The organism is Sphingomonas gilva (assembly GCF_003515075.1).
In the GTDB taxonomy this organism is placed as follows: Bacteria; Pseudomonadota; Alphaproteobacteria; order Sphingomonadales; family Sphingomonadaceae; genus Sphingomonas; species Sphingomonas gilva.
Genome location: NZ_QWLV01000003.1, coordinates 196265 through 213784, shown reverse-complemented (window position 1 = coordinate 213784; position 17520 = coordinate 196265). Strand labels below are relative to the sequence as shown.

Genomic DNA, 17520 nt, shown 5'->3' with positions numbered 1-17520 from the left:
CGACGGCATGGCGCGGTTCGATGTTGTCATTGTGGGCGGAGGTCACGCCGGCTGCGAAGCGGCCGCGGCGGCCGTGCGCATGGGCGCAAATACGGCGCTGGTCACATTCGATGCCGGCGCGATCGGCGCCATGTCGTGCAACCCGGCGATCGGCGGGCTGGGCAAGGGGCATCTGGTGCGCGAGGTCGACGCCTGCGATGGATTGATCGCCCGCGCCACCGACGCTGCGGGCATTCATTACCGGATGCTCAACCGCTCGAAGGGACCCGCGGTGCAGGGCCCGCGCGTTCAGGCCGATCGGCGGCTGTTCCGCGCGGCGATCCAGCGGATGATGGCGGATCAGGCCGGGCTGGCCGTGATCGAAGGCGAGGCGGCCGAGCTGATGCTCGACGGACGCGGCGCGGCGCGAGGCCTGATGCTGGCGGATGGCCGGCTGATCGACGCGCCCGCGATCGTCCTGGCGACTGGCACCTTCCTGGGCGGGCGGATGTTCCGCGGCGCCTGGGCCGGCGAGGGCGGGCGGGTCGGCGAGCGCGCCGCCACCCGCCTCGGCGTGCAGATGCGCGCGCTGGATCTGCCGATGGGTCGGCTCAAGACCGGCACGCCGCCGCGGCTCGACGGACGGACGATCGATTGGGCGCGGCTCGAAGAGCAGCCTTCGGACGGGGAGGGCTGGACGATGTCGCCGATGTCGCCGGGCCGCACCGCGCCGCAGCTGTTCTGCGCGGTGACGCGCACCAACGCGCGGACGCACGCGATAATCGCCGACAATCTTCATGCCTCGCCGCTCCATTCGGGCGCGATCAGCGCCGGCGGGCCGCGCTATTGCCCGTCGATCGAGGACAAGGTGTCGCGCTTCGGCGATCGAGAGGGGCATCAGATCTTCCTGGAGCCGGAGGGCCTGGACGATCATCTCGTCTATCCTAACGGCATTTCGACCTCGCTGCCCGATGCGGCCCAGGCCGCGATGATCGCGTCGATCGAGGGTCTCGAGCGGGCGCGCATCGTCCAGCCGGGCTATGCCGTCGAGTACGACCATATCGATCCGCGCGCGCTCGACGCGGCGCTCGCGCTCGCGGCGATCCCCGGCATCTTCTGCGCAGGGCAGATCAACGGCACCACCGGCTATGAGGAGGCGGCGGCGCAAGGCCTGGTGGCGGGGGCCAACGCGGCGGCGCACGCGCTGGGCCGGCCGCCGGTGCGGTTCGATCGCACCACCAGCTATATCGGCGTGATGATCGACGACCTTGTGCTGCAGGGTATCACCGAACCTTACCGGATGCTGACCGCCCGCGCCGAGCATCGGCTTGCGCTGCGCGCCGACAATGCCGAGACCCGACTCGGCCCGCTCGCCGGGGAGGCCGGCCTGCTCGGCCGAGACCGCCGTTGCCATCAGCAGGCGCGCGAGCGCGCTCGCGCCGATGCCTATCGGCTGCTGGAGCGATCTTTTCGGGGCGCGGCCCTCAGCCCTGCCGTCGCCGACGACGGCGCGCGGCGTTCGCTGTTCGACTGGCTGCGCTTTCCGGCGATCGACCGGCCGACGCTGCTCTCTGCGGCGCCGGAGTTGCAAGGCGTGGCGACCGACGTCCTGGACGAGATCGTCATCGACGGGCGATATGCGCCCTATCTCCAACGCATGGAGCGGGAGAGGGAGGTCGAGGCGCGGGACCGCGCGATCCGGATTCCCCGCGGATTCGACTATGCCGCGGTGGCGGGCCTCTCCCACGAGATGCGCGAACGTCTCCAGGCCGCCCGACCAGACGATCTGGCGGCGGCGTCGCGAATTCGGGGAATCACGCCGGCGGGCCTCGCCGCGCTCCTCGTGTCGCTCAAGCGTCGCGCGGCATGACCGAAGAACAGGCGCGCGAGTGGCTTCGCAGCAGCTTCGATGTTTCACGTGGAGCATGGGCTAAGCTGGAGAGGTTCGTCGGCCTGCTCATCTCCGAGAACAGCCGGCAGAATTTGATCGCGCCCGCTTCGGTCGAGCATATCTGGACGCGCCATATCGCCGATTCGGCGCAGTTGTTGAGCTGGGCTTCCTCGCCCGCCTTATGGGTCGATATCGGCTCGGGCGCGGGATTGCCGGGGATGGTTCTGGCGATCTTGCGAGATGCGCCGATGGTGTTGGTCGAACCTCGCCGCAAGCGTGCCGACTTCCTCGACAGGGCAGCGCGGGCCCTTGATCTTCCGCACGTCCAGGTCGAACAGCGAGACATCCGCAAGATCGACGGTAAGGCGGCGGTGATATCCGCGCGCGCGGTAGCCTCTCTCCCGATGTTGCTCGACATGGCGCACCATCTCGCCGCATCCGACACGATCTGGGTGCTTCCCAAGGGGCGAAATGCGGATGATGAACTGGTAAGCGCACGAGCGACGTGGCATGGTGTGTTTCACGTGGAACAGAGCATCACCGAACCGGGCTCGAAAATCATTGTCGCCACCAAGGTAGCGAGGAGAACTCCATGATTCGCGTCGCGATCGCCAACCAGAAGGGCGGGGTGGGCAAGACGACCACGGCGATCAATCTCGCCACCGCCCTTGCAGCCACGGGGTGGCGCGTGCTGCTCGTCGATCTCGATCCGCAGGGAAACGCTTCCACGGGTCTGGGCATCGCCCAGGCCGATCGCACCGCTTCCACCTATGACGTGCTGATCGGCGAGGCGACGTTGACGGATGCCGCCATAGCGACGCGTGTTCCCCGGCTCGATATCGTGCCCGCGACGGTCGACCTTTCGGGCGCCGAGATCGAGCTGGTCGATTACGAACAGCGCACCCACCGTCTCGAACGCGCCTTCGCCGAAGCCGAGCATCGCTGGGATATCGTGCTGATCGATTGCCCGCCGTCGCTCGGGCTGCTGACGATCAACGCGATGGTCGCTGCGCGCGCGCTGCTGGTGCCGCTGCAATGCGAGTTCTTCGCGCTCGAAGGCTTGAGCCAGCTGCTCCAGACGGTCGAGCGCATCCGCGAGCGGTTCAATCCCGATCTGTCGATCCTCGGGGTCGCGCTCACCATGTTCGACCGCCGCAACCGCCTGACCGACCAGGTCGCCGACGATGTCCGCGCCTGCCTGGGCAGCGCCGTGTTCAAGACGGTGATCCCGCGCAACGTGCGCCTGTCCGAGGCGCCCAGCCACGGCATGCCGGCGCTGATCTACGACATCCGCTGCGCCGGATCGGAGGCCTATATGGCACTGGCGCGCGAGCTGATCGGCCGGCTGCCCAAACCGGCGGAGGCGGCATGAGCGAGGCGGCGAGGGGCAAGCGGCCCGCCGGGCTGGGGCGGGGATTGAGCGCGCTGTTGGGCGATGTCGCGCGCGAGCAGCCGATCGGCCCGCAGCAAGACGGCGCGCCCGCCGACGGATCGATCCGCATGCTGCCGGTCGGCGCGATCGCGCCGCATCCCGAACAGCCGCGCCGGCATTTCGACGACGCCGCGCTCGACGAGCTGGCCCGTTCGATCGGCGCGCGCGGCGTCATCCAGCCGATCGTGGTGCGGCCGAAGGACGACCGCTACCAGATCGTCGCGGGCGAGCGCCGCTGGCGTGCGGCGCAGCGCGCGCATCTGCACGAGATCCCCGCGATCGTCCGCGATTTCACCGAAGCCGAAACGCTCGAGATCGCGCTCGTCGAGAACATCCAGCGCGAGGATCTGAACGCGGTCGAGGAGGCGCAGGCCTATGCCAAGCTGATCGGCCAGTTCGGCCACACCCAGGAAGCGCTGGCGCGGCTGGTCCACAAGTCGCGCAGCCATGTGGCCAACCTGTTGAGATTGCTTGAACTTCCAAAGCCGGTGCTCGACCATGTCGTGCGTGGCGAGATCCAGATGGGCCATGCCCGCGCGCTGGTCGGCGCGCCCGAGGCCGAGGCGCTGGCCGATCGCATCGCCGAGGAGGGGCTTTCGGTGCGCGAGGCCGAATCGCTCGCGCGCGCCGCCAAGGGATCGCGCCGCCCGCGCCAGGCGCCGCTCGAGTTCAAGAGCATGCCCTCCGACGTCGCCGCGCTGGAGACCCAGCTGGGCGACCTGCTCGGCCTCAAGGTCAGGATCGCGCACAGCCCCAAGGGCGGCACGCTCAGCCTCGCCTATTCGACGCTCGACCAGCTCGACATGATCTGCCAGCGGCTGTCGGGCGAGCGGATCTAGGGCGCAGCGCCGGGCAGACCGAAGGTCCGCCCGACCAGCGCAAGCCGGCCGGCGGGCGCTGCCCGACCGGCGGGCATGGGCTTTGCCCATGCCATGGGCCCAAACTAAACGGGAAGCGTCAGCCCGATCATCGCGGCGATCTCGTCGAAGCCGCGGGCGATGTGCTCGACGCCCTTCGCGCGCAGCACCGCGGCATGATCGGGCGGGCAGTGACGCCCTGCGCACAAGCCCACCACCATCGCGCCGGACGCCACCGCGCCGGTGACGCCGACGGGCGAATCCTCGATGATCAGCGTATCTTCGATCGGCACGCCGAGCTGCTGGGCGGCATGAAGATAGATATCGGGCGCCGGCTTGCCGCGCGCGACATGCTCGCGCCCCGAATAGATGTGCTCGCCGAACGCCTCGCGCAGGCCGAGATGGCGCAGGTGCCGGTCGATCCACGCGATCGAGCTGGAGGACGCGACCGCGCGCGGCAGATCGGCCGGCAGCGCGCGGACGAAGGCGATCGCGCCGGCCACCGCCTCCAGCCCGTCGGCCGCCACGCGCGCATCCTCGGCGCGCCGGCTGTCGTGGAACGCCTCGGGGATCGGCCCGCCGATATGCCGCTCGATCGCGGCGTGGAAATCAGGACCGGCGAGCCCCATGAACCTGGCCATCGCCTCCTCGGTGGAGACCGGATGGCCCAATGACGTCAACGTCTCGGCCAGGTGCAGATTTCCGGCATATTCGCTCTCCAGCAGCACGCCGTCGAAATCGAAGATTATCGCGTTGGGCTTCATGCGCGCTCACCGAACAGGGCGGCGCCGATGCGAACATGCGTCGCGCCGATCGTCACCGCGGTCTCGAAATCGCCCGACATGCCCATGCTGAGCCCCGCCAGCCCATGCTCGCGCGCCAGCTTCGCCAGCAGCGCGAAATAGGGGGCGGGCTCCAGACCGGCGGGCGGCAGGCACATCAGCCCGGCGACCGGCAGGCCGGCTTCGCGGGCGCGATCGAGCAACGCGGGCAGATCGGCGACGGCGCAGCCGCCCTTTTGCGCTTCGTCGCCGATATTGACCTGGATGAAGCAATCGGGGCGCCTGCCGGTGCGCGCCATCGCCTTGCCCAGCGCCTCGACCAGCGACGGACGGTCGACCGCGTGGATCGCGTCGAACAGCCGCACCGCATCCTCGGCCTTGTTCGATTGCAGCTGGCCGACAAGGTGGAGCGCGATATCCGGCGCCTCGGCCCGCAGCGCGGGCCATTTGGCCTCGGCCTCCTGCACGCGATTCTCGCCGAACAGGCGGGCTCCCGCGGCGATGAGCGGGCGGATCGCGTCGGCGTCGTGCGTCTTGGACACCGCGATCAGCGCGACGTCGCGGGGTTCGCGCCCGGCGAGCCCGGCCGCCCTGGCGATGCGCGTCTGAATATCGGCAAGGCGGCTCGCGGCGGTGTCGGTCGTCATCGCGCGCCGCTATAGGCAGCCCCATGCGCGCCCGCCACCCCCGTTCAATGCCCCGGCTGTGGCTGATGACCGACGAGCGGATGGGGGAGGGGTTGTGGGACGCGCTCGCGCGGTTGCCGCGCGGCGCGGGCGTGGTGTTCCGTCACTATGCCACGCCCCCGGCCGAGCGGCGCGCGCTGTTCGAGCGCATCCGCCGGATCGCGCGGCGGCGGCGGCTGACATTGCTAGTGACCGGCGACGCGCTGCCGGGCGCGGACGGGATTCACGGCCGTACGGCCCGTCGCTCTCACGGCCTGCTCTCCCGCCCGGTCCATTCGCGCATCGAAGCGATCGCCGCCGCCCGCGCCGGCGCGGACCTGATCTTCGTATCGCCCGTCTTCCCGACTCGTTCGCACCCCGGCGCGCGGACGCTGGGCCCGGTCAGGCTGGGATTGATGCTGCGCGGGATCGAAATTCCCGCAGTCGCGCTCGGCGGCATGGATGCGCGCGGTTTCCGACGCCTCGGATCGCTCAGGCTGCACGGATGGGCGGCGATCGACGCCTGGATGCCCAAGCCAAAGTCATCGGAAGAGGAGTGATCGTCACCCCGGACCCTTCGACAGGCTCAGGACAGGCATGTTCCGGGGCGCGGGTTGGGCGAACCAAACTCCAGCGAACTCAGAAGCGGAACGCCGTTCCGATATAGACCGCCTGCGAATCGCGGCGATTGTCCTCGATCGGCTGGATCCGCTCGCGGTCGCTCGAATAGCGCACGCCCGCGGTCACATCGAGGTTGCGGGTCAGCGAATAGGAGCCGCCCAGATCGACCGAATAGCTCGGATCCTCGGCCACCAGCGCCGGCGCCGATCCGACCGGCCGGTCCGCCCCCGCCTTGACCCGCGCGCTCGCCCGCTTGCCGGTATAGCTGACCCCGACATCGACCGATTCGCGGCTGCCCGGCAGCCCGGCGAGGTCGACGCGCGCGAGGTCGCCCGAGAGCGCGAAACGCTTCCAGCCGACGGCGACGCCCAGATTATACGCGATCGGCGTCAGGCCCACCGTCGGCGCGGCGGCTGCGACTCGCTCGGCCTGGCTGCGACTCGTGTTGCTGCGCGCGCGCACCGCGACGGTGATCGGACGCTTGCCGTTGCGCCGCGCTTCGGACGGGGTGAAGCGGAAGCCATTGCCGTCGACACCCGCGGCGGCGAGCGCCGCGGCGAGCTTGGGATCGCCCGCAGCGGGCGTAAAACTGCCGATTCCGCGGGCCAGGGACGGCGACCGCTTGGTCACGCGGCCGTCCTGCGGGGCGCCGGTCGCGGGCGCGAGCGCGACGCCGGCGGCGATCAATGCCCCCAGCGTTCCAGCTGCAATCGCGCGACGTGCGATCATCGAATCCTCACCCCTTCAAGACCTTCGCTACCATGATTCGTTCCGGCCGCGCCACGCCGAAGACTCCTTTTCCGCGACCTGTGGCAAAAGGCCCACAGACTCGGGCGCGTCAGTGCCGCTTGCCGGCACGCTCCGCGCTTTATAGAGGTGCGTATGAACCCAGCTTTTCTTAAGAGGTCGACCATGTCCCGCCGCCGCCTGTTGCGCACCGCGTCGCTCACCGCCGCGATCGCCCTGCTTACCGCCTGCGGCGGCAAGGACCGTCCTTCGGCCCAGCTCGCGCCCGCGCAGCTCACCACGATCGGCGTCAACAGCTATATCTGGCGCGCCGCGCTCGATTCGCTGTCGTTCATGCCGCTGACCCAGACCGATTCGAACGGCGGGGTGATCGTCTCCGACTGGTATGTGAACCCGCAGACGCCGAACGAGCGGGTCAAGGTGACCGTCACCGTGCTCGGCACCGATCTGCGCGCCGATGCGCTCAGCGTCGCGATGGCGCGCCAGACCAACACCAACGGCCAGTGGCTCGATGCGCCGGTGCAGGCGGCGACGGTGCAGAAGCTGGAGGATATCATCCTCACCCGCGCCCGCGACCTGCGCCGCGGCGCCATCGGCTAAGGTCCCTCCAATGGCGGTGCGCTTCAACCCGCTTGCGGCGGACGCCCGCTGGCAGGCCGCCTGGGACGCGGCCCAATGCTTCCGCGCGGACAGCGACAGCGCCGGTCCGCGATCCTATGTGCTTGAGATGTTTCCCTATCCTTCGGGGCGCATCCATATGGGACACGTCCGCAACTATACGATGGGCGATGTCCTGGCGCGCTATCGGCGGATGACCGGCCATGCCGTGCTCCATCCGATGGGGTGGGACGCGTTCGGCATGCCGGCCGAGAACGCCGCGATGGAAAAGGGCGTGCACCCGGGCAACTGGACCCGCGCCAACATCGCGACGATGAAGGCCGAGCTGAAGCGGCTGGGCTTCGCGCTCGACTGGAGCCGCGAGCTCGCCACCTGCGAGCCCGATTATTACGGCCACGAACAGGCGCTGTTCCTCGATCTGCTCGACGCCGGCCTGGTCTATCGCAAGGAATCGGCGGTCAACTGGGATCCGGTCGACAATACCGTGCTCGCCAACGAGCAGGTGATCGACGGGCGCGGCTGGCGTTCGGGCGCGCTGGTCGAGAAGCGCAAGCTCAACCAGTGGTTCCTGAAGATCACCGACTTCGCCGACGAGCTGCTCGAAGGCCTGCAATCGCTCGACCAGTGGCCCGACAAGGTGCGGCTGATGCAGGAAAACTGGATCGGGCGCAGCCGGGGGCTGACCTTCCGCTTCGCCCCGCTGGCGCCGCTTGCCGAGAGCATCGAGGTCTATTCGACCCGGCCCGACACGATCTTCGGCGCGAGCTTCGTCGCGATCTCGCCCGATCATCCGATCGCGCGCGAGATCGCCGGCCGGCAGCCCGACGCAGCCGCGTTCATCGAGCAATGCAAGGCGGGCGGCACCACGGCGGCGGAACTCGATACTCAGGAGAAGCTGGGCTTCGATACCGGCCTGGAAGTGCTGCACCCGTTCGACGACGGTTGGACGCTGCCGGTCTATATCGCCAATTTCGTGCTGATGGACTACGGCTCGGGCGCGGTGATGGGCGTGCCCGCGCACGACCAGCGCGACCTGGAATTCGCGCGCAGATATGGGCTCGAAGTGCGCCGCGTCGTCGCCGACGGCGACAGCGCCGATCCGGTGTTCGAAGGTGATGCCGCCTATACCGGCCTCGGCGCGGTGGTGAATTCGGGGTTCCTCGACGGGATGGACGTCGAAGACGCCAAGCGCGCGGTGATCGAACGCGCCGAGGCGGAAGGCTGGGGCCGCGGCTCGACGGTCTATCGCCTGCGCGACTGGGGCGTCAGCCGCCAGCGCTATTGGGGCACGCCGATCCCGATCATCCATTGCGACGCGTGCGGCGCGGTGCCGGTGCCGCGCGATCAATTGCCGGTGGTGCTGCCCGAGGATGTCGGCTTCGACGTGCCCGGCAATCCGCTCGATCGCCATCCGACATGGAAGCATGTCGATTGCCCGCAATGCGGGGCCAAGGCGCGGCGCGAGACCGATACGCTGGACACCTTCGTCGATTCCTCCTGGTATTTCATCCGCTTCGCCAGCCAGCCCGATGACAAGGCGTTCGACCGGGCCGAGGCGGAGAAATGGCTGCCGGTCGGCCAGTATATCGGCGGGGTCGAGCATGCGATCCTCCATCTGCTCTACGCCCGCTTCTGGACGCGCGCGCTGAAGCATCTCGGCAAGCTCGACGTCGCCGAGCCCTTTGCCGGGCTGTTCACCCAAGGGATGGTGACGCACGAGACCTACAAGGCGGCGGACGGCCGCTGGCTGAGCCCGGGCGAAGTGCGAAACGGCAGGGAAATCGCCACCGGCGAAGCTGTCGAACTGGGCCGCGTCGAGAAGATGTCCAAGTCCAAGCGCAACACCGTCGAGCCCGGCCCGATCGTCGACCAATATGGCGCGGACGCGGTGCGCTGGTTCATGCTCTCCGACAGCCCGCCCGAGCGCGACCTGCCGTGGAGCGAGGCGGGGATCGAAGGCTCGTGGCGCTTCGTCCAGCGGCTGTGGCGACTGTTCGCCTCCCCTGAAATCCTCCCCCGCAAGGCGGGCGAGGGGGACCATTCGCCGCAGGCGAATGGTGGAGGGGGCGTCGCGGACACCGCGCTCGACCGCAAGCTGCACCAGACCATCGCCGGCGTCGCCGCCGATATCGACGCGCTCGCCTTCAACAAGGCCGTCGCCAAGCTCTACGAGCTGGTCAATGCGATCGAGCGCGCCCAGCCATCGGCCTCGCGCACCGCGGCGATCCGCGCACTGGCGCTGCTCGTCGCCCCGATGGCGCCGCATGTCGCCGAGGAAGCCTGGGCGGCCTGGGGAGAGACCGGGCTGATCGCCGACGCTTCCTGGCCCCAGGTCGATCCGGCGCTGCTGGTCGAGGACGAGGTGACGATCGCCATCCAGGTCAACGGCAAGCTGCGCGACACGCTGACCATGCCCAAGGGCGCGGCGCGCGAGGATGTCGAGGCGGCGGCGCTCTCGTCCGACAATGTCGTCCGCTTCCTCGAAGGGCGCGCGCCCAAGAAGGTGATCGTCGTGCCCGATCGCCTCGTGAACCTCGTGGCATGAGGGCCGCGGCGCTCCTGCTGCTCATCGCGCCGCTGCTCGCGGGATGCGGCCTGCGCCCGCTCTATTCGAACGGGACGTCGGGGCCGGTGGCGAGCCTGCTGGCGACGGTCGAGGTCGATCAGCTGCCCGGCCAGAACGGCTGGCTGATGAGCAATGCGCTGCGTGACCGCCTCGCCGCGTCGGGCGAGGCGACGCCGGCCTATCGGCTCGAGGTCGAGCTCGACGACCAGATCGTCGGCCTGGGCGTGCGCGCCGACGATTCGATCGCGCGCCAGCGCCGCACCTTGCGCGCGCGCTACCGCCTGGTCGAGCTGGCCAGGGGCACGGTGGTGCTCGACGCCACCGCCGGATCGGACGCGGGGATCGATTCGGTCGGATCCGAATATGCCACCATCGCCGCGGAGAACTCGGCGCTCGAGCGGCTGACCGAGGCGGTCGCCGACCAGATCGTCGCGCGCCTCGCGCTCTATGCGGAGCGCACGCAGGGCGGCCAGTGATCCTCAAGGAAGGCCAGATCGAGCGCGCGCTCGACCGGCCCGATCCGCAGGTGCGCCTCTACCTGTTCTACGGCCCCGACGAGGCCGGATCGGCCGCCCAGTTCGAACGCCTCGCGCGGGCGATGGGGCCCGAGGCCGAGCGCATCGATATCGACGCCGCCACGCTCAAATCGAACCCCGGCCGCCTTGCCGAGGAAGCCGCGTCGATGGGGCTGTTCGGCGAAATCCGTTTCGTACGCGTAACGGCTTCGGGCGACGAGTGCGCCGCGTCCATAGCTGAACTTCTTGAAGTTCCGGCCGCCGGCAACCCGGTCGCGATCCTCACCGGCGCGCTGCGCGCCACCGCGCAGTCGGTCAAGCTCGTCGCCGCCTCGCCGCTCGCCATCGGCCATGCGAGCTACGCGCCCGAGGGCGGCAAGGCCGATGCGCTCGCCGCGGCGATCGGGCGCGAGCTCGGCCTGCGAGTCGATCCCGAGGTCGCCCAGCGGCTGATCGCCGGCATGGGCCCGGACCGGCTGCTGCTGCGCCGCGAGCTGGAGAAGCTGGCGCTCTATCTCGACGCCGCGCCCGATCGGCCGCAGACGCTCGACATGGCGGCGCTTGACGCGGTCGGCGCGGATGCCGGCGAGGCGGACATGAACCGCCTGTTCGCCGCGGTGCTCGACGGGCGCACCGACGCGGTCGCGGGCGAGCTGCAGCGGCTCGAGGAGGAGGGCGCGTCGATGGTGATGGTGCTGCGCCAGTTCGGCGTCCACCTCGTCCGCCTGGCGGGCTTCCGATCGCAGGTGGACGGCGGCGACAGCATCGAGCGCGTGACCGACACCAAGGCGATCTTCTGGAAGGAGAAGCCCGCGATCCAGCGGCAGCTGCGAGGCTGGACGAGCGACCGCATCGCCACCGCGATCGCCCGCACCGCCGCCGCCCAGCGCGCGATCATGCGCGCCGACCCCATCGAAGCGGGCGCGGCGGCGGAGCTGCTGACGATCGCGAGAGCGGCGGGGAAGCGGCGCTAGAACTGGTGCCCGGTGCGGTCGCGCTTGGTCGCTAAATATGCTTGGTTGAACGGATTGGCCGGCAGCGCGTGCGGCACGCGCTCGACCACCGCGATCCCCGCCACCTCAAGCCCCGCCACCTTGGCCGGGTTGTTGGTCAAGAGGCGGACCTTGTCCTGCCCCAGCAGCGCCAGCATCCGCGCCGCCACGCCGAAATCGCGCGCGTCGATGGCGAAGCCCAGCCGCGTGTTGGCGTCGACGGTGTCGAACCCCTGGTCTTGCAGCTGGTAGGCGCGCAGCTTGTTGATCAGCCCGATCCCACGCCCCTCCTGGCGTAGATAGAGCAGGATGCCCCAGCGCGCGCCGGCGATTTCGGCGAGCGCCGCGTGCAGCTGCGGCCCGCAATCGCATTTGAGGCTGCCGAGCACGTCGCCGGTCAGGCATTCGCTGTGGAGGCGCACCAGCGGCGGGTTGCCGTCGGGCCGCCCGACGATCAGCGCGACATGCACGTCGCCGCCCTCCGCCGACCGGAAGGCGACGATCTCGGCATCCTCGGCGGCGCTGACGGGCAGGCGCGCGCGCGTCGCGATAGCAAGCCGCGCGGCATCTTCGTGCGCGGCGATATCGGTTGGCGTCACTACGGTGTCGGCTCCGCCTTCGCGCACGAAGTAGGCGGGCAGCACCCCGGCGATACGCGCCAGCCGAAGCACGGCGGCCGCCGCCTCCGCCTCTCCCAGCGGCGCGGCGCGGAACGGACCCTTGAGCGGCGTGGCGAGGTCGCGGCCCGGATCGGCGAGCGCGGTCGCCACATCCAGGTCGATCCACTTCGCGCGCGCGACGCGCACCGGCCGCTCCGGATCGGCCGCCTCGATCTGGTTGGCGAGCTTCAAGGTCGCCGCGCGGCCCGCGCCGATCAGGATGTCGGCGCGTCCATCGGGATCGAACGCGGCCAGCCCGGCGTCGTCCGCGGTCTCGATCGCCAGGCAGGCAAGCCCGCCCACCGCCACCGGCCAGCCGCGCCGGACCGCATCGATCGCGCGGGCCGCAGCTTTCGGATCGCTCGGGCGCGGATCGGTCACAGCCTGAACTCGGTCAGCAGGGGAATGTGATCGCTCGGCTTCAGCCAGCCCCGGCTATCCTCATAGACGCGGTGCGCCACCGCCGCCTCGGCCACGGCGGGGCTGGCCCACATGTGATCGAGCCGCCGGCCCCTGTCCGACGCCGCCCAGTCCTTCGCGCGGTAGCTCCACCAGGTGTAGAGCCTCATCGGCGGGGGCACGAAGCGGCGGCCGAGGTCGATCCAGCCATGCGCCGCCTGCAGCCGGCCCAGCGCCTCGACCTCTATGGGCGTATGGCTGACCACGTCGAGCAGCTGCTTGTGGCTCCACACGTCGCATTCGAGCGGCGCGATGTTGAAATCGCCGACCAGCAGGGTCGGCACGTCCAGCCCTTCGGACCAGCGCGTCATCCGCTCGACGAAATCGAGCTTCTGGCCGAATTTGGGGTTGAGATCGCGGTCGGGGATGTCGCCGCCCGCGGGCACATAGACATTTTCGAGCCTCAGGCCGTTGCCCAGCCGCACGCCCACGTGCCGCGCCTCGCCATTGGCCTGCCAGTCGAGCCGGTCGTCCTCGGCGATCGGCACCCGGCTGACGATCGCGACGCCGTGGTGCATCCGCTGCCCGTTCAGCACCTGATGGACATAGCCCAGTTGGCGGAAGGCGTCGGCCGGGAAGGTCTCGTCGACCGTCTTGGTCTCCTGCAGGCACAATATGTCGGGCGCTTCGTTCTTCAGGAACTGCTCGACGATGCCGATCCGGAAGCGCACCGAATTGATGTTCCACGAGGCGATCTTGAGCGTATCGGTCATCCCCCGCGATGTAGCGGCGCACGCGCCCGAGCGCCAGAAAAGGAAAGGCCCCCGCTCCGGGGGCATGGAGCGAGGGCCGACCTAGCGTTCGTCACGCAGGCGGGATGGGGGAAGGCCGGGCAACAGGGGGAAAATCCCGACTGGTCAGCCCCACATCCGCGTTAACCTTTTAGCCCCGCCAACCTGTCACCAATATGAACGGAAGCCGTCATCCGCGGGCCCCCTGAGGGCGCGGGTCGTTGTAACGGAACGTCCTGTCGTTCACCGGCACGTTGAACTTCTGGTTGGTCAGCCGGATGGTGGTGCGGTTGTTCTGCGAATCGAGCGCCACCCAGCCCTGCAGCATCAGCCCGCCCGGGGCCTGCGCGTTCCTGGCGAAGGCGAGGGTGATGCGGCCATATTCGGGCCGCTTGGGGTCGCTCGCCTCGACGAGCAGGATGCGCGGATCGCCCGAGGGGACGACCTTCGCCACCTTGCTCATGTCCTTGTTGGGATCGAGCAGCACCGACAGCGGGGAATCGCCGATCGGCCAAGGCTGCACCTGGCGCACCGAATAGTCGATGAAGGTCAGCGTCTTGCCGTTGCTGACGATCAGGATCGGCACGCTCTTTTCATACTGGAAGCGGATCTTGCCCGGCTTCTTGAGCGTGAGCACGCCGGTCAGCACCTTGCCGGCGCGATCGGTCTGGGTGAAGTTGGCGGTCATCGTGTTGACGCCGCGCAGATGCGCCTGCGCCTGGGCGAGCGATCCGGACGCCTGCTGCGCCGTCACCGGCGCGGTGGCCGGAACAAGCAGGGCGAGCGGCGCGGCGGCCAGGGCGATCGCGAGGCGGCGGGTCATTCGTGTCTCCATCATGCGGATGTTATTGCAGGCCGCGGCTTGAACGCGCTCTGAACCCGTGTGTTGGCCGATATTCAGCCGAAGCCATCAATAAAGATGAAGCCGGGCGTCGCCATCGCGGTACAACGACAGATCCGCCTCACCAAGAATATCCATCCCAATCAGAAGGGGTAGGCGAACCCCCTTTTGCAAAGCAAAACCGGTATACTGCTTGTCCAGAACATAAGGTTGATGTCGATCCGCGACGAAATCAGGATCACGATAGTCGCCACACACAAAACCAATCCGAACGAGATATTCAGCGGCCATCATCATGCCGTTGGCCGTGTGAACGCGGCGCTGGCCTTTCGCGCGCAACTCCAATGCCTCAGCGACGTCAGCCCGGATGCCCGTTCCGGTGGGGCCGGTATCAATCAATCCCATCGTTCTCATCGATAGATTCGGATTCGCCGCGCGGAGCGGCGCCATAACGACAATTGGGAGCACCAACCGCTGACGATTGTGGCTCCACTCAATCAGGGGCATTCGCGTACAGGCCCAGTTCGACGGGTTCGTTCGTCACTTGCTGGATCGAATACAGGTTATCGGCAAACCTCGTCGCGCCAGCATCGTCAGCGTCACCGGCGGTATCGAAAAAATCGATGATGGAACCAGCCTTGAGCAAGGCGTAGCGATCCCGGTGCAACGGTAGATATGCCGCCAGATTACGCTGCAAGTAATCGAAGTTACGCGCGATTTCCTGAGCCAATGCCGCGTCAGTCATGGTGCCTCCGCAAACAAGATAACACACCGGATTCACGGCGTGAATCCCCCGCCGTTACCCCAGCGGCCGCCCTTCGGGGTCCATCAGCACCTCGCGGCGGCCGACATGGTCGGGGCGCGAGACGAGGCCGTCGCGTTCCATCCGCTCGATGAGGCGCGCGGCGGAGTTGTAGCCGATGCGCAATTGCCGCTGCAGCCAGCTGGTCGACGCCTTCTGGCTTTCCGCCACCAGCTGGCGCGCCTTCCTGTATTGCTGGTCCTCGGCCGAATCCTCGCCCGTCGGCGCGCCGTCCAGGGCGAAGCCGCCGTCCTCGGGCTCCTCGGTGACGCTCTGGATATAGTCGGGCGAGCCCTGCGATCGCCAATGGTCGGCGACGCGGCGCACCTCGTCGTCGCTGACGAAGGGACCGTGGACGCGGACGATGCCCTTGCCGCCGGGCATGTAGAGCATGTCGCCCTTGCCCAGCAGCTGCTCGGCGCCCTGCTCGCCCAGGATCGTGCGCGAATCGATCTTGGAGGTGACGTGGAAGCTGATCCGCGTCGGCAAATTTGCCTTGATCACGCCCGTGATCACGTCGACCGAGGGGCGCTGCGTCGCCATGATCAGGTGGATGCCCGCCGCGCGCGCCTTCTGCGCCAGCCGCTGGATGAGGAACTCGACCTCCTTGCCCGCGGTCATCATCAGATCGGCGAGCTCGTCGACGATGACGACAATCTGCGGCAACGGCTCGAATTCGAGCACCTCCTCCTCATAGACCGGCTGGCCGGTCTCGGGATCGTACCCAGTCTGCACCCGCCGGCCGAGCGGCTGTCCCTTGGCCTTGGCCGCGCGCACCTTCTCGTTGAAGCTGGCGAGCCCGCGGACGTTGACCGAGGCCATCATCCGGTAACGGTCCTCCATCTGCTCGACCGCCCATTTCAATGCGCGGATCGCCTTGGGCGGATCGGTGACGACGGGGGCGAGCAAATGCGGAATCCCGTCATAGATGCTGAGTTCGAGCATCTTGGGATCGATCATGATCATTTTGCACTGGTCCGGCCCCAGCCGGTAGAGCAGCGACAGGATCATCGCGTTCAAGCCCACCGACTTGCCCGATCCGGTGGTGCCCGCGACCAGCAGGTGCGGCATCGGCGCGAGATCGGTGATGACGGGATCGCCGGCGATGTTCTTGCCCAGGATCAGCGGCAGTTGCGCGGATTGATCGGCGAAGGCCTGGCTGCCGATCAGCTCGTGCAGCGCCACCGTCTCGCGATTCTTGTTGGGCAGCTCGATGCCGATCACGGTGCGGCCGGGGATCGTCGCGACACGCGCCGAGATGGCGGACATGTTGCGCGCAATATCGTCGGCCAGCGCGATCACGCGGCTGGCCTTGATGCCGCTCGCCGGCTCAAGCTCGTACATGGTGACGACGGGGCCGGGCCGCACCTCGGTGATCGCACCCTTCACATGGAAATCGTCGAGCACCGATTCGAGCAGCCGCGCATTGCGTTCGAGCCCGTTCTTGTCGATCGACCCGGCGGGCGCGGGCGGCGCGGGCACCAGCAGATCGATGCCGGGCAGGTCGTAACCGTCGCGGAAGTCGAGGCTCGCCTGCTGCGCCGCCTTGGGTTTGGCGGCCGACGGCGCCAGCGCGCGCTCGGCGATCACCGGCGCGGGGCGGTCCTCCAGCACAGCCCTGGCGCGCGGCGCGGCCTTGGGCAGCGGCTCGGCGCGGATGACGGGCGTATCGAGATCGCCGTCGCTCTCCGCCTTCTGGCGGCGGCGGAACAGCCAGTCGCGCTCGCTGACGTCGAGGTCGAGGCTCCTGGCCCACAGGATGACGCCGCCGATCGCGGTCAGCGCACACAGGCCGCGCACGATCCACAGCGCGATCGCCGGATCGCCGATGAAGCCCGTCGCCCAATGGATCAGCGCCGCGCCGATCAGGCCGGCGATCCCGCCCCAGCCGGCGGGCAGCGCGGCGACCGCGTCGCCCTCGACCAAGGTCAGCGCGATCGCCATCAAGGCGATGCCGGCGAGCGTGCCGCGCAGCATTCCGGGCCACGGCCCCACCGGATCGGCGCGCCACAGCCGCGCGGCGCAGACCAGCGCCAGCGGCAGCACCAGCGCGATCGCCGGGCCAGCCAGCGACAGCAGGGCGTCGGACAGATAGGCGCCGGGCATGCCGACCAGGTTGCGCACCGGGCCGCCCGCGGCGGTGTTCCACGCCGGATCGCTGGTGTGGTAGCTGGCGAGCGCGAGCAACGTCAGCACCACGCCTGCGAACAGCGCGATCGATCCGATGAGCGCGCCCGACCGGATCGCGCCCGCGCGCATCGCCTCGCGCCACAGCGGCGTGCCCTGCCTCTGCGCCCGGCTGGCCATGTCGTTCGTCCCCCGAATATCCACAGCGAAGAATCCCAGATGCGGAGTCCGGCGTC

At 68.9% G+C, this 17520-nt stretch carries 18 protein-coding genes; 9 read left to right on the top strand and 9 right to left on the bottom strand.

The window, feature by feature from the left end; genetic code table 11:
• Positions 1-7 precede the first annotated feature (7 nt).
• The 4 genes from mnmG to D1610_RS09610 are packed head-to-tail and all read left to right on the top strand — an operon-like array spanning position 8 to position 4141.
• Positions 8-1849 carry a tRNA uridine-5-carboxymethylaminomethyl(34) synthesis enzyme MnmG gene (gene mnmG, locus D1610_RS09625; RefSeq protein ID WP_118863954.1) on the top strand — a complete coding sequence of 614 codons (1842 nt, stop codon included), beginning with the start codon at positions 8-10 and terminating at the stop codon, positions 1847-1849.
• Positions 1846-2466 (top strand): 16S rRNA (guanine(527)-N(7))-methyltransferase RsmG, encoded by a 621-nt coding sequence (gene rsmG, locus D1610_RS09620; RefSeq protein WP_118863953.1) that lies wholly within the window; start codon positions 1846-1848, stop codon positions 2464-2466. Before mnmG ends, rsmG begins: the two co-directional genes overlap by 4 nt.
• Complete coding sequence (locus D1610_RS09615) at positions 2463-3242, top strand: ParA family protein (protein WP_118863952.1); 780 nt, start codon at positions 2463-2465, stop codon at positions 3240-3242. Before rsmG ends, D1610_RS09615 begins: the two co-directional genes overlap by 4 nt.
• Complete coding sequence (locus D1610_RS09610) at positions 3239-4141, top strand: ParB/RepB/Spo0J family partition protein (RefSeq protein WP_118863951.1); 903 nt, start codon at positions 3239-3241, stop codon at positions 4139-4141. The genes D1610_RS09615 and D1610_RS09610 overlap by 4 nt, the downstream gene beginning before the upstream one ends.
• 104 nt (positions 4142-4245) lie before the next feature.
• On the opposite strand, the gene D1610_RS09605 is transcribed toward D1610_RS09610, so the two are convergent.
• Both D1610_RS09605 and D1610_RS09600 read right to left on the bottom strand, forming a co-directional pair.
• Positions 4246-4923, bottom strand: a complete 678-nt coding sequence (locus D1610_RS09605) for an HAD family hydrolase (RefSeq protein ID WP_118863950.1) — start codon at positions 4921-4923, stop codon at positions 4246-4248.
• On the bottom strand, positions 4920-5588 hold the full coding sequence (locus tag D1610_RS09600) for a YggS family pyridoxal phosphate-dependent enzyme (RefSeq protein WP_118863949.1): 669 nt from the start codon (positions 5586-5588) through the stop codon (positions 4920-4922). Before D1610_RS09600 ends, D1610_RS09605 begins: the two co-directional genes overlap by 4 nt.
• A gap of 47 nt (positions 5589-5635) precedes the next feature.
• Here D1610_RS09600 and D1610_RS09595 point away from each other — a divergent pair, with 47 nt between their 5' ends.
• The gene (locus D1610_RS09595) at positions 5636-6166 is read left to right on the top strand and encodes a thiamine phosphate synthase (protein WP_245942096.1); all 531 of its coding nucleotides are present in this window, start codon (positions 5636-5638) and stop codon (positions 6164-6166) included.
• Between the two features lie 79 nt (positions 6167-6245).
• Here D1610_RS09595 and D1610_RS09590 read toward each other — a convergent pair whose 3' ends face one another.
• Positions 6246-6956, bottom strand: coding sequence for a porin (locus D1610_RS09590; protein ID WP_182466771.1), 711 nt, complete (start codon positions 6954-6956; stop codon positions 6246-6248).
• A 183-nt stretch (positions 6957-7139) separates the two neighbouring features.
• Here D1610_RS09590 and D1610_RS09585 point away from each other — a divergent pair, with 183 nt between their 5' ends.
• From D1610_RS09585 to holA, 4 genes are read left to right on the top strand one after another with little or no spacing between them, the layout of a single operon-like run.
• Complete coding sequence (locus D1610_RS09585; RefSeq protein ID WP_118863947.1) at positions 7140-7574, top strand: DUF3576 domain-containing protein; 435 nt, start codon at positions 7140-7142, stop codon at positions 7572-7574.
• Between the two features lie 10 nt (positions 7575-7584).
• The gene (gene leuS, locus D1610_RS09580) at positions 7585-10137 is read left to right on the top strand and encodes a leucine--tRNA ligase (protein ID WP_118863946.1); all 2553 of its coding nucleotides are present in this window, start codon (positions 7585-7587) and stop codon (positions 10135-10137) included.
• A complete protein-coding gene (lptE, locus tag D1610_RS09575) occupies positions 10134-10634 on the top strand; it encodes an LPS assembly lipoprotein LptE (protein ID WP_118863945.1) in 501 nt (166 codons plus the stop codon). Before leuS ends, lptE begins: the two co-directional genes overlap by 4 nt.
• A complete protein-coding gene (gene holA, locus D1610_RS09570; RefSeq protein ID WP_118863944.1) occupies positions 10631-11647 on the top strand; it encodes a DNA polymerase III subunit delta in 1017 nt (338 codons plus the stop codon). The genes lptE and holA overlap by 4 nt, the downstream gene beginning before the upstream one ends.
• Here holA and ribA read toward each other — a convergent pair.
• The 6 genes from ribA to D1610_RS09540 form a co-directional block, all read right to left on the bottom strand.
• The gene (gene ribA / locus D1610_RS09565; protein WP_118863943.1) at positions 11644-12705 is read right to left on the bottom strand and encodes a GTP cyclohydrolase II; all 1062 of its coding nucleotides are present in this window, start codon (positions 12703-12705) and stop codon (positions 11644-11646) included. The two genes, holA and ribA, sit on opposite strands and share 4 nt — an antisense overlap.
• Positions 12702-13496: an exodeoxyribonuclease III gene (locus tag D1610_RS09560; protein ID WP_118863942.1), complete on the bottom strand. Its 795-nt coding sequence runs from the start codon at positions 13494-13496 to the stop codon at positions 12702-12704. The genes ribA and D1610_RS09560 overlap by 4 nt, the downstream gene beginning before the upstream one ends.
• 208 nt (positions 13497-13704) lie before the next feature.
• Complete coding sequence (locus D1610_RS09555) at positions 13705-14337, bottom strand: LolA family protein (RefSeq protein WP_118863941.1); 633 nt, start codon at positions 14335-14337, stop codon at positions 13705-13707.
• An 87-nt stretch (positions 14338-14424) separates the two neighbouring features.
• On the bottom strand, positions 14425-14769 hold the full coding sequence (locus tag D1610_RS09550) for an aspartyl protease family protein (protein ID WP_222926984.1): 345 nt from the start codon (positions 14767-14769) through the stop codon (positions 14425-14427).
• A 79-nt stretch (positions 14770-14848) separates the two neighbouring features.
• A complete protein-coding gene (locus D1610_RS09545; RefSeq protein WP_118863939.1) occupies positions 14849-15100 on the bottom strand; it encodes a hypothetical protein in 252 nt (83 codons plus the stop codon).
• Between the two features lie 54 nt (positions 15101-15154).
• Positions 15155-17464, bottom strand: a complete 2310-nt coding sequence (locus tag D1610_RS09540) for a DNA translocase FtsK (protein WP_118863938.1) — start codon at positions 17462-17464, stop codon at positions 15155-15157.
• Positions 17465-17520 lie beyond the last annotated feature (56 nt).

Excerpts from the sequence above, each read along its gene's own strand:
- mnmG (WP_118863954.1), top strand. The coding sequence starts at position 8 with ATGGCGCGGTTCGATGTTGTCATTGTGGGCGGAGGTCACGCCGGCTGC.
- rsmG (WP_118863953.1), top strand. The coding sequence starts at position 1,846 with ATGACCGAAGAACAGGCGCGCGAGTGGCTTCGCAGCAGCTTCGATGTT.
- D1610_RS09615 (WP_118863952.1), top strand. The coding sequence starts at position 2,463 with ATGATTCGCGTCGCGATCGCCAACCAGAAGGGCGGGGTGGGCAAGACG.
- D1610_RS09610 (WP_118863951.1), top strand. The coding sequence starts at position 3,239 with ATGAGCGAGGCGGCGAGGGGCAAGCGGCCCGCCGGGCTGGGGCGGGGA.
- D1610_RS09605 (WP_118863950.1), bottom strand. The coding sequence starts at position 4,923 with ATGAAGCCCAACGCGATAATCTTCGATTTCGACGGCGTGCTGCTGGAG.
- D1610_RS09600 (WP_118863949.1), bottom strand. The coding sequence starts at position 5,588 with ATGACGACCGACACCGCCGCGAGCCGCCTTGCCGATATTCAGACGCGC.
- D1610_RS09595 (WP_245942096.1), top strand. The coding sequence starts at position 5,636 with ATGCCCCGGCTGTGGCTGATGACCGACGAGCGGATGGGGGAGGGGTTG.
- D1610_RS09590 (WP_182466771.1), bottom strand. The coding sequence starts at position 6,956 with ATGATCGCACGTCGCGCGATTGCAGCTGGAACGCTGGGGGCATTGATC.
- D1610_RS09585 (WP_118863947.1), top strand. The coding sequence starts at position 7,140 with ATGTCCCGCCGCCGCCTGTTGCGCACCGCGTCGCTCACCGCCGCGATC.
- leuS (WP_118863946.1), top strand. The coding sequence starts at position 7,585 with ATGGCGGTGCGCTTCAACCCGCTTGCGGCGGACGCCCGCTGGCAGGCC.
- lptE (WP_118863945.1), top strand. The coding sequence starts at position 10,134 with ATGAGGGCCGCGGCGCTCCTGCTGCTCATCGCGCCGCTGCTCGCGGGA.
- D1610_RS09560 (WP_118863942.1), bottom strand. The coding sequence starts at position 13,496 with ATGACCGATACGCTCAAGATCGCCTCGTGGAACATCAATTCGGTGCGC.
- D1610_RS09555 (WP_118863941.1), bottom strand. The coding sequence starts at position 14,337 with ATGACCCGCCGCCTCGCGATCGCCCTGGCCGCCGCGCCGCTCGCCCTG.
- D1610_RS09550 (WP_222926984.1), bottom strand. The coding sequence starts at position 14,769 with ATGAGAACGATGGGATTGATTGATACCGGCCCCACCGGAACGGGCATC.
- D1610_RS09545 (WP_118863939.1), bottom strand. The coding sequence starts at position 15,100 with ATGACTGACGCGGCATTGGCTCAGGAAATCGCGCGTAACTTCGATTAC.
- D1610_RS09540 (WP_118863938.1), bottom strand. The coding sequence starts at position 17,464 with ATGGCCAGCCGGGCGCAGAGGCAGGGCACGCCGCTGTGGCGCGAGGCG.